This is a genomic window from Streptomyces mesophilus, from assembly GCF_011044995.1.
GTDB lineage: Bacteria > Actinomycetota > Actinomycetes > Streptomycetales > Streptomycetaceae > Streptomyces > Streptomyces mesophilus.
Genome location: NZ_JAAKZW010000006.1, coordinates 55,642 through 72,160 on the forward strand (window position 1 = coordinate 55,642; position 16,519 = coordinate 72,160).

Sequence of the window (16,519 nt, forward strand, 5' to 3'; positions counted from 1 at the left end):
CGTGTTCGCACGGCCCGGCACCTTGCACCAATGCGGTGCAACAGTATTGCTGTCTCACCACCCTTGTGAAACGGTCCGGGACAATGCCCGACGGACAGTGGGCCGCCTCTGCGCAGCCCGACGGACAGGGGGCCGCCATGAGTACGATCCTGCGCCTACCCGGAGCACCCGAAGAACTGACCCTCCCCGCACTGCTTCTCCGCAACGTCGAGGACCACGGCGACCGCCCGGCGCTCTCCTGGCGCGAGGGCGAAGGGTGGTCGACCCTCACCTGGTCCGAGGTCCGCCGCCGCGTGACCGAGCTGTCCGCCGGATACGCGGAGCTCGGCGTCGTACGCGGCGACCACGTCCTGATGATGATGGGCAACCGGCCCGAGCACTGGCTCTCCGATCTCGCCCTCACCCACCTCGGCGCCGTCCCGGTCTCGGTCTACGGCACCGCCGCACCCGGCCAGATCGCGCATATCGCCCGGCACAGCCGCGCCCGGCTGGCGGTGATCGAGGGCGAGCGGGAAGTCGGCCGGTGGGCGCCGCTCCTGGACGAGACCGAGCTGGAGCGCCTGGTCGTAGTCGAGCCCGACGCCGCGGCCGGCCACACGCCGTACAGCGAAGTCCTGGCAGCAGGCCACAACGGCGACGCCTTCGAGAAGGCCTGGCGCGAGATCCGGCCGGCCGACCCCCTCACCGTCGTCTACACCTCCGGCACCACCGGCGACCCCAAGGGCGTGCGGATCACGCACCGCAACGTGATCCGCAACGCCCTCGCGCTCGACGCGGTCGTCGAGCTGCCGGATCACGCCGAGCACATCTCGTATCTCCCGTTCGCCCATATCGCGGAGCGCATGCTCGGGATCTACTTGCCGGTCTTCCGTGCCGCCCACGTCCATCTCTGCCCCGACCCCGCCCAGCTGGCGGCGACGGTGCGCGAGCTCAGGCCCGTGCAGTTCTTCGGGGTGCCCCGCGTCTGGGAGAAGCTCGCCGCGGCCGTACGGGCGATGCTCGCGCAGGCCCCCGAGGAGCGCAGGCGGGCGATCGAGAAGGCCTGTGACACCGCGCGCGCCCATCTCGCCCACCGCGAGAAGGGCGAGCCGGTCCCGGGTCCGCTGGACGCCGCGTACCGGCATGTGAAGAAGCACGTACTCGACCCGATCCTCACCTCGGCCGGCTTCGACCGGCTCCTGTGGACCGCGAGCGCCTCGGCGCCGATGCCACCGGACGTGATGCGCTTCTGGGCCGGCTTCGGGCTCACGATCATGGACGCCTGGGGCCTCACGGAGACCGTCGGCGTCGCCACTACCAACAGCCCGGCCGCCTTCAGGACCGGCTCGGTGGGCCGGCCGCTCGAAGGCGTGGAGGTCCGTATCGCCGAGGACGGCGAGATCTTCGTACGCGGCGGCACCGTCTTCGACGGTTACCTCCGGGCCGACGGATCGGTCGAGGACGCGTGTGACGCAGACGGCTGGTTCGCGACCGGGGACATCGGGCGGATCGACGAGGGCGGCTACCTCTGGCTCACCGACCGCAAGAAGGAAATGATCATTACCTCGACGGGCAAGAACGTCTCGCCCGCCCTGGTCGAGAACACCCTCAAGGAACACCCGCTGATCGGCCAGGCCCTCGCGTACGGCGACGGCCGCTCGTATCTCGTGGCGCTGCTCGTCCTCGACCCCGAGACCTTCCCGGTCTGGGCCCAGGCGCAGGGCATACCGGCCGACCCGCGGGATCCGGCCGTACGCAAGGAGATCGAGCAGGCCGTGGCGGCGGCGAACGAGCGCCTCAACAGCACCGAGCAGATCAAGCGGTTCACGATCCTCGGCGAGGAGTGGGGGCCGGAGACCGGAGAGCTCACCCCGTCCCTGAAGCTGCGGCGACGGGTGATCACAGAGCGGTACAGGACGGACATCGACCGTCTGTACAGCCCCTGATCACCATGTGAGATGTCCCGCTCTGTGACCTGTACCACCGCAGGTTGGATCAAGTGTGGGTAAAGGTGTGCCAGGTCCGTGCCGCGTCAGGGGTGGCACGGGCTTTGCACTGTCCCCCCACTGAGAGTTGAACAGCGCGTGAGCAAGGAAGCCGTCACCGCGGCACAGGAGGCGCCCCGTACGGTCGCCTCCGACGTGCCCGCCGATGCAGGCGACGCGGGATACAGCAAGGACCTCAAGGCCCGCCACATCAACATGATCGCTATCGGTGGAGCGATCGGCACCGGACTGTTCCTCGGAGCGGGCGGCCGCCTCAACTCGGCAGGACCCGGTCTCGCCCTCGCCTACCTGGTGTGCGGCATTTTCGCGTTCTTCGTCGTCCGCGCGCTCGGCGCGATGGTCGTCTACCGGCCCTCGTCCGGTTCGTTCGTGTCGTACGCCCGTGAGTTCCTCGGCGAGAAGGGTGCGTACGTCGCCGGCTGGGGCTACTTCCTCAACTGGGCGACGACCGGTATCGCCGACATCACCGCGATCGCGCTCTACACGCACTACTGGAGCTTCTTCACCGACATCCCGCAGTGGGTGCTCGCGCTGATCGCGCTCTCCATCGTGCTCGTGGTGAACCTGATCTCCGTGAAGATCTTCGGTGAGCTCGAGTTCTGGTTCTCGATCGTCAAGGTCTCCGCCCTGGTGATCTTCATGGCGATCGGCATCTTCCTGCTGGTCACGCAGTCCGACGTGGGCGGCGAGAAGCCGGGTCTGCACGTGATCACCGAGAACGGCGGTCTCTTCCCGGCCGGCGTCATGCCCGTCGTCATCGTGATGACCGGTGTCGTCTTCGCCTACGCCTCGCTCGAACTGATCGGCGTCGCGGCCGGCGAGGCCGCCGAGCCGCAGAAGGTCGTCCCGCGCGCGGTGAACTCGATCATGTGGCGCGTGGGTCTCTTCTACGTCGGCTCGGTCGTGCTGCTCGCGCTCCTGATGCCCGGCTCGAAGTACTCCGGCGACGAGAGCCCCTTCGTCACCGTGCTCTCCTCGATCGGCGTCCCGGCGGCGGGCGACGTGATGAACCTCGTGGTCCTGACGGCCGCGATGTCCTCGCTCAACTCGGGTCTGTACTCCACCGGCCGCATCCTGCGCTCGATGGCGATGGCGGGCACCGCCCCGGCCTTCACCTCGAAGATGAGCCGCACCAACGTGCCGTACGGCGGCATCCTGCTCACCTCGGGTGTGTGCGTGGCCGGTGTCGGCCTCAACTTCGTGGTGCCGGACAAGGCGTTCGAGATCGTCCTGAACATCGCGGCGCTCGGCATCATCTCCACCTGGATCACGATCATGCTCTGCCACATGGTGTTCCGGCGCCGGGCCGAGGAGGGTCTGCTGACCCTGCCGAAGTTCAAGCTGCCCGGCAGCCCGGTCACCGAGATCGTCACGATCGTCTTCCTGCTGACCGTGCTCGGCCTGATGTGGAAGGACGCCGAGATCGGCCGTCCGACCCTCTACCTGATCCCGGTCATCGCGCTCGCGCTGGTCATCGGCTGGTACAAGGTCCGCGACAAGGTCGCGGCCGGCGGTCTCGCCGCCGAGAAGCTCGACTCCTCGAAGTAACGGCGCACGCCCCAGCGGCCGGTCCAGCCCTTCGGGGCGGGACCGGCCGCTGCCGTCTTCAGGCCGTCTCCGCTTTCAGGACGCGGACGCCGTCACCGGGTAGTGGTCCGACAGATTCGTGTACGTGTAGGAGGTGCCCCAGCTCGTGACCGTCCAGGGCGCCGACTGCTCCTTGACCACGTGGTTCGCCCACCCCGCAGGGCGCGCATGCCCGGCCCGGTGCAGCACGTAGTCCAGGTCCTCGCGCGGATCGTCCGGGTAGCGGTCCTTCGCGATCGAGTTGTCCTGGGTGTCGAAGGAGTACGGATGCCCGGTCCGCGCGTCCGCCCCCACCAGGCCCCCGTCCGCGAGCATCGAACCGTACTCACCGCTGTGCGAGTCGACGTTCAGATCGCCCGCGACGATGACCTGCTCGGAGGCCGGGATCGCCTTCGCGTCCAGGAACGCGTCGATGTCCTTCAGCTGGGCGCTGCGCATCGCCGCCGCCTCACCGGAGCCGCACCCGGGATCCGTGGACTGCAGGTGCGTCCCCACCACGTGCACCTTGGCGCCGTTCACATCCAGGACCGCATACGCGAAGCCCTTGTTGGAGTACCAGTCCGCGCCGCAGGCGTCCGGGAAGACGTACTGCTCCTTGCGCAGGACCGGCCACTTGCTGAAGATCGTGACTCCGCCGTCCTCCGGCGTGGTCGTCGAATAGTTGCCACCGGTCGCGTCCCAGCCGGACTTGCTCCGGCCGACGACGGGCGTCTGGTGCGGATACTCGGCGCGGGCGCCCGCCGCGAGCGCGTCGGAGGAGGAGTTGTCGAAGGCCTCCTGGATCACGACCACGTCCTGGCCGCGGAAGAAGGACGTCTTCGGGATCGCGGCCGCGCGGTGGTCCTGACCCCAGTTCGGATACAGCGTCTTGCTGAAGAGGAAGGCGTTGTACGTGAGCACCTTGACGTCCGGCGCGGCCGCCGCCGCGGCGGACCCGGGCGAGGTCGCGACCAGACCGGCACCGGCGAGCAGACCGGCGAGCGCGACAGCGACCGGACGAGCGGAACGAACAGAGCGAGCGGAACAAGCAGAGCGAGCGGAACGAGCAGAGCGAGGCACAGAGACTCCCGTGTGAAGTGGGGGCAGGAGGTGGTGCCCGCTCATCAAAGCAGCGCTGGTTACTTCTGAGTAGCCCGCGGATGTCGGCACGTTGTCGCGGCGTCGCACACTCGGTTGTCACGACTGCCCTCTTTTGCGCGGGAGTTGACCGGAGTAACTTCCGCCGCATGCCGATACCTGCGCGGGCCACCCGCTTCAGACCTGTCGTGCTCATGGCTGCCCTGGCGGCCCTTCTCCTCTCGCTGCTCTCGCCCGCCTACGCCGCCGCACGCAGCGGCGGCCCCACGGAGAGCAAGCCGGTCTACTCGTACGCGAACGCCATCCGTGAATCCGTCTGGGTCGACACCGGGCTCGACGGCGACGGCGACGGGAGGACCGACCGCGTCGCCGCGGACATCATCCGCCCGCGCGAACCCGCCCAGCGGGGGCGCAAGATCCCCGTGATCATGGACGCCAGCCCGTACTACGCGTGCTGCGGCCGGGGCAACGAGAGCCAGAAGAAGACCTACGACGCCGACGGCAACGTGGTGCAGTTCCCGCTGTACTACGACAACTACTTCGTCCCGCGCGGCTATGCCTTCGTCGCCGTGGACTTCGCCGGGACGAACCGTTCCGACGGCTGCGTGGACGTCGGCGGGCGCTCCGACGTGACCTCCGCGAAGGCCGTCGTCGACTGGCTGAACGGCCGCGGCCGCGGCTACACCAGCCGCACCGGCGACGAGCGCGCCAGGGCCGGCTGGTCCAACGGCGACACCGGCATGATCGGCAAGAGTTACGACGGCACGGTCGCCAACGGCGTCGCCGCGACCGGTGTCGAGGGACTCAAGACCATCGTGCCGATCGGCGCCATCTCCTCCTGGTACGACTACTACTTCCAGCAGGGCGCCCCGCTCTACGACAGCGGCCCCGAGTGGCTGTCCGACTACGTCGAGAGCCCCGAGGCGCGTACCCGCTGCGGCGCCGTACAGCAGCGGCTGGTCGACGAGGCGCCGCGCAACGGAAACTGGACCCGCCTGTGGGACGAGCGCAACCACGTGCCGGACGCCGACAAGGTCGAGGCCAGCGTGTTCGTCGTACACGGTCAGCAGGACCTCAACGTGCGCGCCAAGCATTTCGGTCAGTGGTGGGACGCGCTCGCCGAGGAAGGGGTCGAGCGCAAGATCTGGCTGAGCCAGACCGGGCACGTCGACCCGTTCGACTTCCGCCGGGCCGACTGGGTTCGCACCCTGCACCGCTGGTTCGACCATGAACTCCTCGGCTACGACAACGGCATCGACGACGAGCCGATGGCCGATATCGAGACCGCTCCCGACCAGTGGGGGACCAGCCGCCACTGGCCGCCGCGTGCCACGGACACCGTGGCCGTGAAGCCGGGCCCGGGCACCCAGGCCGGCGTCGGCACCCTGGGCCTCGAGTCCGCGCCCCGTGGCGCGACGGAAACGTTCACGGACGACCCGAGCCGCGGCGAGACGGACTGGGCCGCCCAGCTCACCACCTCGACGCCGGACAAGGCGGGCTTCGTCACCGAGCCGCTCGCCAAGGACCTCCGTATCTCCGGGAGTTCGCAGGTCACCGTGACTGCGACCCCCTCGACCCCGACGGCCCACCTCTCCGCCGTCCTGGTCGACCTCGGCCCCGCCACCATCCGTGACTACGCCGCCGCAGGGGAGGGCATCGTCACGCTGCCCGAACGCAGCTGCTGGGGCGAGAGCCGCGAGGGCGACAGCCCGTGCTTCAAGGAGACCGCCGCCAAGAGCGCGGACGTCGACTACACGGTGTTCAGCCGCGGCTGGGCCGACCTCGGCACCTATGCCGACCCGCGTACGGAACGTCCGCTGACGCCGGGCAGGCAGCACACGCTCACCATCGACCTCGCCTCGAGCGACCATGTGATCCCGGCCGGCCACCGTCTCGCCCTCATCGTCGCGGGCACCGACGCCGGCCTCATCGAACCGCCCGCGACACCGGGCACGTTGACGCTCGATCTGCGCCGCACCACCGCCGAGCTGCCGTTCGTCGGCGGCTGGCGGGCGTTCGCCGAGGCCACCCGCCCCGGCGCACCCGCCGCCGCACCGCGCGAGAGCCGCTACGAGGGGCTCACGCAGGCACCCCAGGCGCACCGTCTTCCCCCGGAGAAAGGCCTGATCCCTTGAGACGCGCACTTTCGCTGACGGCCGCCGCGACCGCGTTCGCGGCGGCCCTGACCGGCCCCGCCCTCGCGGGCTCCGGCCAGACGGACAGCTCGACGCCCGGACCCCGGACGGGATTCGAGCAGTCCAACGGCGCCAACTGGACCACCCAGCCCGAGGAACAGGACTTCTTGCGCACGGTCGACCGCGACAGCCGCCGGATCAAGGTCGAGCAGATCGGCACCACCAAGCAGAACCGGCCGATCCAGCTCGCCCGTCTCGGCACCGACCGGCCCGGCGCGCCCACCGTGCTCCTCATCTGCTCCCAGCACGGCGACGAACCCTCCGGCCGCGAGGCCTGCCTCACCACGCTCCGCGACCTGGCCTACGCCAAGGACAAGCGCACCCTCGAACTCCTCGACCGCAGCGAGATCCTGATCGTCCCCACCGCCAACCCCGACGGCCGCGCCGCGGACACCCGCGGCAACTCCGACGGCGTCGACATCAACCGCGACCACGTCGCCCTGGCCACCGCGGAGGGCCGCACCCTGGCCCGGGTCATCCGCGACCAGCGCCCCGACGTCATCTACGACCTGCACGAGTACGGCGCCACACCCCCGTACTACGACAAGGACCTCTTCGATCTGTGGCCGCGCAACCTCAACACCGACCACGCCGTGCACGACCACGCGCAGGACCTCTCCGGGGACTACGTCCGGCCGGCCGCCGAGGAGGAGGGCTACTCCACGGGCACGTACGGGATCTGGACCGATCCCGAGACCGGTGAGCCGATCAAGCAGACCGCGGGCGACGGGCAGGAGCGCATCCTGCGCAACGCCTCCGGCATCAAGCACGCGGTCGGGCTGCTCATCGAGAGCCGTGTCGACCCGCTCACGGATGAGGAGAAGGCCGACGAGAGCCTGAACAACCGTCGCCGCGTGTACTCGCAACTGGCCGCGCTGGACGGCCTGTTCGCCTTCACCGGCGAGAAGGGGCGCAGTGTCGACCGGGCGACCGGCGAGGCCCGTCGCGCCGGGTACGCGGACGAGGGCCCGGTCTATCTCGGCGGCGCCGACAACGATCCCGCCGAGCCGTCCGAGATCCTCCCCGATCCGCCCTGCGGCTACCGGCTCACCGCCGCGCAGTACGCGGACGTCGGCGACGAACTCGCGCTGCACGGCGTCAAGGTGCGCCCCGACGGCGACGGTGTGCTCGTGCCGCTGCGGCAGTCGCTGCGTGCGCTCGTCCCGCTGCTGCTCGACGAGCGGGCGCCGTACCACGTAGTGAACGGGCAACCCGCCGACGAATGCTGATGGTCTGTGACCTGTGACACGCGTGTGGTAGCGAAGAGGCGAGCATTACGAAGACGCCACCTCGAAAGGCCCCGCCTATGCCACACGAAGAGCAGAACAGACCGGAAGACCAGAAGAAAAGGGCCGGCCGGGGAGAACCGCATCTGTCCACGGGACTCCCCGGCAGTCCCCACGACCACGGTGTGGTGACGACCGACCGGGTGGTGTTCGGCGTCACGGCCGCCATCACGCTCGCCTTCGTCCTGTGGGGCGCGCTCGCCACCGACAGCCTCGAGGACGTCTCGGCGAAGGCGCTCAACGGGTTGATCCACAACGCCGGTTGGGCCTTCGTCCTCGCCGCATCGGGCTTCGTGGTCTTCGCGCTGTGGCTGGCGATCAGCCGCTACGGGAAGATCACCCTGGGCCGCGAGGGCGAGGAGCCCGAGTTCCGGACGGTGTCCTGGGTCGCGATGATGTTCAGCGCCGGTATGGGCATCGGCCTGATGTTCTACGGCGTGAGCGAGCCCCTCGCGCACTTCACCACCCCGCCGCCCGGCACCGACCCCGCCGACTCGGCCACGGCCATGATGACCGCGATGGCCACCACGCTCTTCCACTGGACGCTGCACCCGTGGGCGATCTACGCCGTGGTGGGTCTCGCGATCGCGTACAGCACCTTCCGCCGAGGCCGGCGGCAGACGATCAGCGCGGTGTTCACCCCGCTCATCGGCAAGAGGCACGCCAACGGCGGCTGGGGCCGCGTGATCGACATCCTCGCCATCTTCGCCACGCTCTTCGGCTCGGCCGCCTCCCTCGGGCTCGGCACCCTGCAGATCAGCAGTGGCATGAAGGAGCTCGACTGGGCCAAGACCATCGGTACGGGCGTGCTCGTGGCGATCATCGCGGTGCTCACCGCGGCCTTCGTCCTTTCGGCGGTCTCCGGTGTCGAGAAGGGCATCCAGTGGCTGTCCAACACCAACATGGTGCTCGCCCTGGTCCTCGCCCTCTTCGTGTTCATCGCGGGCCCGACCGTGATCGTCCTCGACCTGCTGCCCACCTCGATCGCCGCCTACCTGGGCGATCTGCCGCAGTTGGCGGGCCGCACCGAGGCGAGCGGCGGCGAGGGTGTCGCGGACTGGCTGGGCAGCTGGACGGTCTTCTACTGGGCGTGGTGGATCTCCTGGACGCCCTTCGTCGGCATGTTCATCGCGCGGATCAGCCGCGGCCGCACCATCCGCCAGTTCATCGGCGGCGTGATCCTGGTGCCGAGCACGGTCAGCCTGGTCTGGTTCGCCATCTTCGGCGGTACGGCGATGAAGATGAAGGAGAGCGGTCGGCTCGGCGACGAGGCCACGCCCGAGGGTCAACTCTTCGCGCTGCTTCGGGAGTTCCCCATCCCCACCGTGATGAGCATCCTCGTCATGGTCCTCGTCGGCATCTTCTTCGTCTCCGGCGCGGACGCGGCGTCCATCGTCATGGGCACGCTCTCGCAGCGCGGCACCTTCGAACCGACCCGCCTCGTGGTGGTGTTCTGGGGTGTGGTCACCGGAGCCGTCGCCGCCGTGATGCTGATGATCGGCAACGGCAAGCCCAACGCCCTGCAAGGTCTGCAGAACCTCACGATCCTGGCCGCCGCGCCCTTTGTGATCGTGATGCTCGGCATGTGCTGGTCGCTGATGCGCGATCTGCGCAGGGACCCGCTGATCGTCCGGGGCGAAATGGGTGAGGAAGCCGTCGAGATGGCCGTGATCGCGGGCCATGAGAAGTACGACGGTGAGTTCGAGCTCAGGATCGGACCGGCGCCGATCGACGAGTGACAGCGGGGGAGCGGGGCGCACCGCGTCCCGCTCCCTCGTACACCCTCGGTGCGTGCCCCGAGAAGAACCCGATCAGCGGAATATCGCAGTCAGGCTCGCTTCCGCCCTCGGATGGGGATACTCGTGGCATGTGTGCCGAGTACGCGACCTTCGGTCTTGCCCCGGCGATGCGGGCCGGCGGCGTCCTGGCCAACGGTGACTACCAAGTCCACCGTGATTTCACGGACTTCATCGTGGAAGGCAGGCCGCTGCTCTTCCAGCTGTCCGACCTCGACGCGGTGTCCCCGCTCGCCTCGGACGTACCACCCGCGATCTTCACCACGCATGTGCGCAGACTCCTGCTCGAGGCCGAAGCCCCGCTGCCCGACGGGAGGTTCGTCATCTACGGCTGTCCCGAATGCGAGTCCCTCGAATGCGGCGCGGTCACCGCGGTCATAGAGAAGGACCCGGACAACGGCGAGGACTTCATCTGGCGGGACTTCGCCTGGCAGACCCAGGACGAGGTCGACCTCGAACGTGACGCGTACCACGGCATCGGGCCGTTCCGTTTCCGCGGCTCCGAGTACCGCAGCGAGCTCGCGCGGCTGCTCGCCACCCCCGAACCCGCCCTGCCGCGGCGGGTGTTGCTGATCGGCGCCAGGGTCGCCGTGCTCGCCAAGCTCGCCGCCGCGCTGCGCACCATAGGCATAGGCGCCGAGATCACCCAGGACGCCACCGGTGTGCCACCCGAGGAGCTGCGGACGTACGGCGCCGTCGCCTTCGGCCGGGCGGTGACCGACACCCAACGGGCCCTGGTGCGCGAGGCGTTCGAGCGTACGGGGGTGGAGGTCGTGTACGTGGACGGGCTCGCTCCGATCATCCCGGTCCTGGTGGCGCAGATCGAGGACGCGCTCGACCACAGCCCGGTGGAGCAGCGGCGGCTGACCCGCCTGGTGGCGGCGGACGGCGAGGCGGGGATCGAGGTCACCTCGACCTGCCGGGTCCGGCTCACCGGCTACCGGCTCGACCGGCTCTACCGGACGCATACGCACGAGCTGTTCGACGATGTCCTGGAGGCCGGCAAGCACCGGATCGCCCTGGAGGCGAAGGCGGTGAAGGGGGAGTCGTACATCGTGGCGCGGACCACGGACAGTGTGCTTGTCGCGCCGATGGTGCGCTGACACGCCGAAGGGGGCGGCCTGTCGAGGCCGCCCCCTTCAACCGCTTTGCCGTCAGCGGCGCTTGGGGTCGACCAGACCCGCCTTGCGCAACGCGTCGGCCATCGCGCTGTTCGCCGGCGCGGGCGCCGGACGGCCGGCGCCGCCACCCGCACCGCCGCCACCGCGCCGGTCCCGGTTGCCGCCCCCGCGCTGCTGCCGGCCGCCGCCGTCACGCTGCTGCGGCGGACGGCCGCCCTGACCGCCGCGCTCACGCCGGCCGCCACCGGCGGGCTTCTCGCCGCCGTCCTTGGCGGCCTCGTCGTCCAGGCGCAGCGTCAACGAGATCCGCTTGCGCGGGATGTCGACGTCGAGCACCTTCACCTTGACGATGTCGCCGGGCTTCACCACATCGCGCGGGTCCTTGACGAACGTCTTGGACAGCGCGGAGACATGGGCCAGACCGTCCTGGTGCACACCGATGTCGATGAAGGCACCGAAGGCCGCCACGTTGGTGACCACACCTTCGAGCACCATCCCGGACGCCAGATCGCCGATCTTCTCGACGCCGTCCTTGAAGGTGGCCGTCTTGAACGCGGGCCGCGGGTCGCGCCCGGGCTTCTCCAGCTCGCGCAGGATGTCGGTGACGGTCGGCAGACCGAAGGTCTCGTCCACGAAGTCGGAGGCCCTCAGGGACTTGAGCGTCGCGGTGTTGCCGACCAGCGAGGCCACCTCGCCGCCGGTCGTCTTCACCATCCGCCGCACCACGGGGTACGCCTCGGGGTGCACGGACGAGGCGTCAAGCGGGTCGTCACCGCCGCGGATCCGCAGGAAGCCCGCGCACTGCTCGTACGCCTTCGGGCCGAGCCGCGCCACCTCCTTGAGTCCGGTACGGGCGCGGAACGGGCCGTTCGCGTCCCGGTGGGCCACGATGTTCTCGGCCAGTCCCGCGCCGATGCCGGAGACGCGGGCGAGCAGGGGCGCGGACGCGGTGTTCACATCGACGCCGACGCCGTTCACACAGTCCTCGACCACCGCGTCGAGGGAGCGCGAGAGCTTCACCTCGGACAGGTCGTGCTGGTACTGGCCGACCCCGATGGATTTCGGATCGATCTTCACCAGCTCGGCCAGGGGGTCCTGGAGGCGGCGCGCGATCGAGACCGCGCCACGGATCGACACATCCAGGTCGGGCAGCTCCTGCGAGGCGAAGGCCGAGGCCGAGTACACGGAGGCGCCGGCCTCCGAGACCATCACCTTGGTGAGCTTCAACTCCGGGTGCTTGGTGATGAGTTCACCGGCGAGCTTGTCGGTCTCGCGAGAGGCCGTGCCGTTGCCGATCGCGATCAGCTCGACCTTGTGCTCGGCGGCGAGCCGCGCGAGCTTGGCGATGGCCTCGTCCCACTTGTTGGCCGGGACATGCGGGTAGATGGTGTCCTTCGCGACCACCTTGCCGGTCGCGTCGACGACGGCCACCTTCACACCCGTACGGAAACCGGGGTCGAGCCCCAGCGTCGCGCGGGTGCCGGCGGGCGCGGCGAGCAGCAGATCGCGGAGGTTCGACGCGAACACCTTGACCGCCTCGTCCTCGGCGGCGGTACGCAGCCGCAGCCGCAGGTCGATGCCGAGGTGCACGAGGATCCGGGTGCGCCAGGCCCAACGGGCCGTGTCCTGAAGCCACTTGTCGCCCGGACGGCCACGGTCGGCGATCCCGAACTTGTGCGCCACGATGCCCTCGTACGAAGAGGGTCCGTCCGTGGCCTCCTCCGGCTCGAGGACCAGATCGAGCACACCTTCCTTCTCGCCGCGCAGCATCGCCAGGATGCGGTGCGAGGGAAGGTCGGTGAACGGCTCGGCGAAGTCGAAGTAGTCCGAGAACTTGGCGCCCTCGGTCTCCTTGCCCTCGCGCACCTTGGCGGCGAGCCGGCCGCGCGTCCACATCCGCTCGCGCAGCTCACCGATCAGATCCGCGTCCTCCGCGAACCGCTCGGTGAGGATCGCGCGGGCCCCGTCCAGGGCGGCCTGTGCGTCCGCGACGCCCTTGTCGGCGTCCACGAACGCGGCCGCGGCGGCCGTCGGTTCCACGGTCGGGTCGCCGAACAGGCCGTCGGCCAGCGGCTCCAGACCGGCCTCGCGGGCGATCTGCGCCTTGGTGCGGCGCTTCGGCTTGTACGGCAGATAGATGTCCTCGAGCCGCGCCTTGGTGTCGGCCGCACGGATCTGCGCCTCGAGCGCGTCGGTGAGCTTGCCCTGCTCCCGTACCGAATCGAGGACCGCGGTGCGGCGCTCCTCCAACTCGCGCAGATACCGCAGCCGCTCCTCGAGCGTGCGCAGCTGCGCATCGTCGAGCATGCCGGTGGCTTCCTTGCGGTACCGCGCGATGAAGGGCACGGTCGAGCCGCCGTCCAGCAGCTCGACCGCAGCCTTGACCTGCCGCTCCGCTACGCCGAGCTCCTCGGCGATCCTGCTCTCGATGGACAACGTGGGTGTCGTCACGATTCCCGTACCGCCTTCTCGCTGAGCTTGAGCCCGCCATTGTGGCAGGTGGCGAGGGCGGGTGGAGAGCCGGTGGGGCGGGAGGCGCGCCGTGGTGTCCGGCCCGCGAACTCAGACGCGGCGCGGCGCCCGGGTGCGGCGTCCGCCGCTCCTGGAGGCGCCGCCGAACAGCCGGGCCACAGCCCGGAACGGCAACGTCACCACGGTGGCGACGGCCCCGCCTATCTGTCGGAGCACATCTGCGATGGCGCGGAACACGGTTTCCCCTTTCGTCGGCGAACACTGCTCGGAGACGATCGGGTAGCCGGGAGTGCGCCGGTCAAACGCGCGTACGCTCCGGTCAGCCCTTGCCGATCAGATCCGCCGGAAACGCCCCCGCGCCGAGCGCCGCCATCAGGAATCCGCCGGCGAGCTCGGTCAGCCGCTCGACCCCGGCCGCGCCCAGGTGCGCGTAAGGCGCGGCGTCCATGCGGTCCGTCGCCTCCTCGAGACCCTTGCGCAGCTCCACTCCCGCCTTGGTCAACTCGCCCTCGGCGTCGAGGAGTCCACGCTCCTTGAGACGTACGACCGCGGCGTCCCACTCGGCGCGGCTCCAGCCGCGGGTCTCCAGGGCCCACTTGGGGGTGAAGCCCTTGCCGGTCGCGGTGTGACTGACGAGCGCCTCCAGCGGGTCGAGATCCGCGGCGAGCAGCGCCGCGATATGGCCGTCGCCCCGGTACTCGCGCAGCAGCGTCGCCGCGTGCCAGAACGCCAGGTGCGGTGCGTCGGGTACCGGCAGATCCGCGTGGGCGGCATGGAGCGGGCGGGCGTGCCGGGTGCAGGCCTCGGCCGCGGTGAGCGCGAGCCGCGCCGCCTCGGCCATCTCCGGGCCCTCGACGGCGTCCCCGAGGAGCCGGCGCAGATTGGCGTCGACCCCGCGCAGCCGGGCGGCAAGCACGTCCTCGGGCGAGGCGGACTCCCAGATCGCCGGCACATGGGCGGCGATCAGCTCGTACTTGAAGTTGTAGTACGTGGCCGCCACGGTCCCCGGACCCACCGCGCCCATCGCCGCCGAGCGGCCCGCGAAGTAGGCGGGGCTCCACGCGTCGAGCCCGAGCGCGCCCATCTCCTTGGCGAACTCCGGCGAGAAGTAGTGGGCGGAGTGCAGCGGATTGAGCATGTTGTGGCAGCGGCGCCCGGCCTTCGCGGGCAGTGGAGTGGTCATGCGCGCACGTTACCGACGGGTCGGTATGGAAGGAAGGCCGGGACGGCCATGGCAGGAAAGGTGGGGTACTCGGCATTGCTGTCATGCGCGCGAGCCAAAACAATGGGACGCATGACGAAGCGCACCGTTCTCGTCGTCCTCTTCGACGGCGTCCAGAGTCTCGATGTCACCGGTCCCGTCGAGGTGTTCAGCGCCGCGGGAAAGATGGGCGACGCACCGTACGAGATCCGGACCGCCTCGCTCGACGGACTTCCCGTGCGCACCTCGAGCGGGCTGACGCTCGTGCCCGACGGGACGCTCGACGAGGCACCCGTCCCGCACACGCTGCTCGTGCCCGGCGGGGAGGGCACGCGCGCCACCGACGAGCGCCTGGTCGACTGGCTGCGTGCACAGGCCCCGCGTGCCGAGCGGCTCGTCTCGGTCTGTACCGGCGCGCTGCTGCTCGCCGCCGCCGGGCTGCTGGACGGCCGGCGCGCGACCACCCACTGGGCCTTCTGCGGCACCCTGGCCCGCCGCCACCCCGAGGTCGAGGTCGAACCCGACGCGATCTATGTACGGGACGGCAAGGTCGCGACCTCCGCAGGCGTGACCGCCGGGATCGATCTCTCCCTCGCCCTCGTCGAGGAGGACCTCGGCCGCGACACCGCGCTCCTGGTCGCCCGCGTCCTGGTGGTCTTCCTGCGCCGGCCGGGCAATCAGGCCCAGTTCAGCGCGCAGCTCTCGGCCCAGACCGCACAGCGCGAACCACTGCGTGACGTCCAGCAGTGGATCAGCGAGCACCCCGCCGAGGACCTCGGCGTGGAAGCGCTCGCGGTCCGCGCCCGCCTCTCGCCGCGCCACTTCGCGCGCGCCTTCCAGGCCGAGACGGGCATGACGCCCGGGCGGTACGTGGAGCGGGTGCGCGTCGAGCAGGCGCGCAGGCTCCTGGAGGACACCGCCCTGGGCGTCGAGGAGATCTCCCGCTCCTGCGGCTACGGCACCCCGGAGGCGATGCGCCGCGCGTTCGTCAAGACGCTCGGTGTGCCGCCGGCCGAGTACCGCCGCCGCTTCCGCCCGGTACCGGTCTGAGCGACTCCGCCCGGTCCGGGTCTGAGCGACCCGTCGGCGCCCGAACTCCCGTACACCTTTATCGATTTGGAGACTGAGATGCAGCTGGCGATCGTCCTCTTCGACCGCGTCACCGCCCTGGACGCGGTCGGACCGTACGAGATCCTCAGCCGGGTCCCGGGCATCGAGACGGTCTTCGTCGGCGAGCGGACGGGCCCGGTACGCACCGACACCGGCGCCCTCGCGCTCACCGCCGACAAGACCTTCGCCGAAGTCGAGCGCCCCGACATCGTCCTGGTCCCCGGCGGACCCGGTCAGACCCCGCAGATGGACAACCCCGTCCTGCTCGACTGGCTGCGCACCGCCGACACGACCAGCACCTGGACGACCTCGGTCTGCACCGGCTCCCTGCTGCTCGCCGCCGCCGGACTGCTCAAGGGCCGCAAGGCCACCTCGCACTGGCTGGCCCTCAACTTCCTCACCGGCTTCGAGGTCGAAGCGACCGGGGAGCGGGTCGTCTTCGACGGCAGGTACGTCACGGCGGCCGGTGTCTCCTCCGGGATCGACATGGGCCTCGCCCTCGCCGGACGGATCGCGGGCGACCGCGCCGCGCAGTCCATCCAACTGCTCACCGAGTACGACCCGCAGCCTCCGTACGACGCGGGCGCACCGCACAAGGCACCGGCCGAACTCGTCGCCGAGTTCCGGGCCAACACCCGGCACCCGCAGCACTGACGCCTGCCCGCGCCAGATCGACACCGGCCCGCCTC

12 protein-coding genes are annotated in these 16,519 nt (G+C 70.1%); 8 read left to right on the top strand and 4 right to left on the bottom strand.

What is annotated here, in order from left to right; translation table 11 throughout:
• Positions 1 to 137 precede the first annotated feature (137 nt).
• Together G6045_RS03925 and G6045_RS03930 are read left to right on the top strand one after the other, a co-directional pair.
• Positions 138 to 1,925, top strand: coding sequence for an AMP-dependent synthetase/ligase (locus tag G6045_RS03925; RefSeq protein WP_165330359.1), 1,788 nt, complete (start codon positions 138 to 140; stop codon positions 1,923 to 1,925).
• 138 nt (positions 1,926 to 2,063) lie between these two features.
• Positions 2,064 to 3,533: an amino acid permease gene (locus G6045_RS03930; protein WP_328707646.1), complete on the top strand. Its 1,470-nt coding sequence runs from the start codon at positions 2,064 to 2,066 to the stop codon at positions 3,531 to 3,533.
• A gap of 75 nt (positions 3,534 to 3,608) precedes the next feature.
• Here G6045_RS03930 and sph read toward each other — a convergent pair whose 3' ends face one another.
• Positions 3,609 to 4,544, bottom strand: a complete 936-nt coding sequence (gene sph, locus G6045_RS03935) for a sphingomyelin phosphodiesterase (RefSeq protein WP_235967539.1) — start codon at positions 4,542 to 4,544, stop codon at positions 3,609 to 3,611.
• Positions 4,545 to 4,798: 254 nt separating this feature from the next.
• On the opposite strand from sph, the gene G6045_RS03940 reads away from it, so the two are divergent.
• The 4 genes from G6045_RS03940 to G6045_RS03955 all read left to right on the top strand — a co-directional run bounded on the left by G6045_RS03940 (position 4,799) and on the right by G6045_RS03955 (position 11,029).
• Positions 4,799 to 6,784: a Xaa-Pro dipeptidyl-peptidase gene (locus G6045_RS03940; protein ID WP_165330361.1), complete on the top strand. Its 1,986-nt coding sequence runs from the start codon at positions 4,799 to 4,801 to the stop codon at positions 6,782 to 6,784.
• Entirely contained in the window at positions 6,781 to 8,073 is a 1,293-nt protein-coding gene (locus G6045_RS03945) for a M14 family metallopeptidase (protein ID WP_165330362.1), read from the top strand. The genes G6045_RS03940 and G6045_RS03945 overlap by 4 nt, the downstream gene beginning before the upstream one ends.
• Before the next feature lie 77 nt (positions 8,074 to 8,150).
• Positions 8,151 to 9,869, top strand: a complete 1,719-nt coding sequence (locus G6045_RS03950; protein WP_165330363.1) for a BCCT family transporter — start codon at positions 8,151 to 8,153, stop codon at positions 9,867 to 9,869.
• Between the two features lie 128 nt (positions 9,870 to 9,997).
• A complete protein-coding gene (locus tag G6045_RS03955; protein ID WP_165330364.1) occupies positions 9,998 to 11,029 on the top strand; it encodes an oxidoreductase in 1,032 nt (343 codons plus the stop codon).
• A gap of 51 nt (positions 11,030 to 11,080) precedes the next feature.
• Here the strand turns inward: G6045_RS03955 and G6045_RS03960 are convergent, their stop codons facing one another.
• The 3 genes from G6045_RS03960 to G6045_RS03965 form a co-directional block, all read right to left on the bottom strand.
• The gene (locus G6045_RS03960) at positions 11,081 to 13,498 is read right to left on the bottom strand and encodes a Tex family protein (protein ID WP_165330365.1); all 2,418 of its coding nucleotides are present in this window, start codon (positions 13,496 to 13,498) and stop codon (positions 11,081 to 11,083) included.
• Positions 13,499 to 13,609: 111 nt separating this feature from the next.
• On the bottom strand, positions 13,610 to 13,756 hold the full coding sequence (locus G6045_RS41950) for an LPFR motif small protein (protein ID WP_328707647.1): 147 nt from the start codon (positions 13,754 to 13,756) through the stop codon (positions 13,610 to 13,612).
• A gap of 82 nt (positions 13,757 to 13,838) precedes the next feature.
• The gene (locus G6045_RS03965) at positions 13,839 to 14,702 is read right to left on the bottom strand and encodes an SCO6745 family protein (protein ID WP_165330366.1); all 864 of its coding nucleotides are present in this window, start codon (positions 14,700 to 14,702) and stop codon (positions 13,839 to 13,841) included.
• A gap of 111 nt (positions 14,703 to 14,813) precedes the next feature.
• On the opposite strand from G6045_RS03965, the gene G6045_RS03970 reads away from it, so the two are divergent.
• Both G6045_RS03970 and G6045_RS03975 read left to right on the top strand, forming a co-directional pair.
• Complete coding sequence (locus G6045_RS03970; RefSeq protein ID WP_165330367.1) at positions 14,814 to 15,770, top strand: GlxA family transcriptional regulator; 957 nt, start codon at positions 14,814 to 14,816, stop codon at positions 15,768 to 15,770.
• Between the two features lie 78 nt (positions 15,771 to 15,848).
• Positions 15,849 to 16,484, top strand: a complete 636-nt coding sequence (locus G6045_RS03975; RefSeq protein ID WP_165330404.1) for a DJ-1/PfpI family protein — start codon at positions 15,849 to 15,851, stop codon at positions 16,482 to 16,484.
• Positions 16,485 to 16,519 lie beyond the last annotated feature (35 nt).

What these genes read in the sequence shown, in the direction of transcription:
- G6045_RS03925 (WP_165330359.1), top strand. Translation starts at nt 138, where the DNA reads ATGAGTACGATCCTGCGCCTACCCGGAGCACCCGAAGAACTGACCCTC.
- G6045_RS03940 (WP_165330361.1), top strand. Translation starts at nt 4,799, where the DNA reads ATGCCGATACCTGCGCGGGCCACCCGCTTCAGACCTGTCGTGCTCATG.
- G6045_RS03950 (WP_165330363.1), top strand. Translation starts at nt 8,151, where the DNA reads ATGCCACACGAAGAGCAGAACAGACCGGAAGACCAGAAGAAAAGGGCC.
- G6045_RS03955 (WP_165330364.1), top strand. Translation starts at nt 9,998, where the DNA reads ATGTGTGCCGAGTACGCGACCTTCGGTCTTGCCCCGGCGATGCGGGCC.
- G6045_RS03965 (WP_165330366.1), bottom strand. Translation starts at nt 14,702, where the DNA reads ATGACCACTCCACTGCCCGCGAAGGCCGGGCGCCGCTGCCACAACATG.
- G6045_RS03970 (WP_165330367.1), top strand. Translation starts at nt 14,814, where the DNA reads ATGACGAAGCGCACCGTTCTCGTCGTCCTCTTCGACGGCGTCCAGAGT.
- G6045_RS03975 (WP_165330404.1), top strand. Translation starts at nt 15,849, where the DNA reads ATGCAGCTGGCGATCGTCCTCTTCGACCGCGTCACCGCCCTGGACGCG.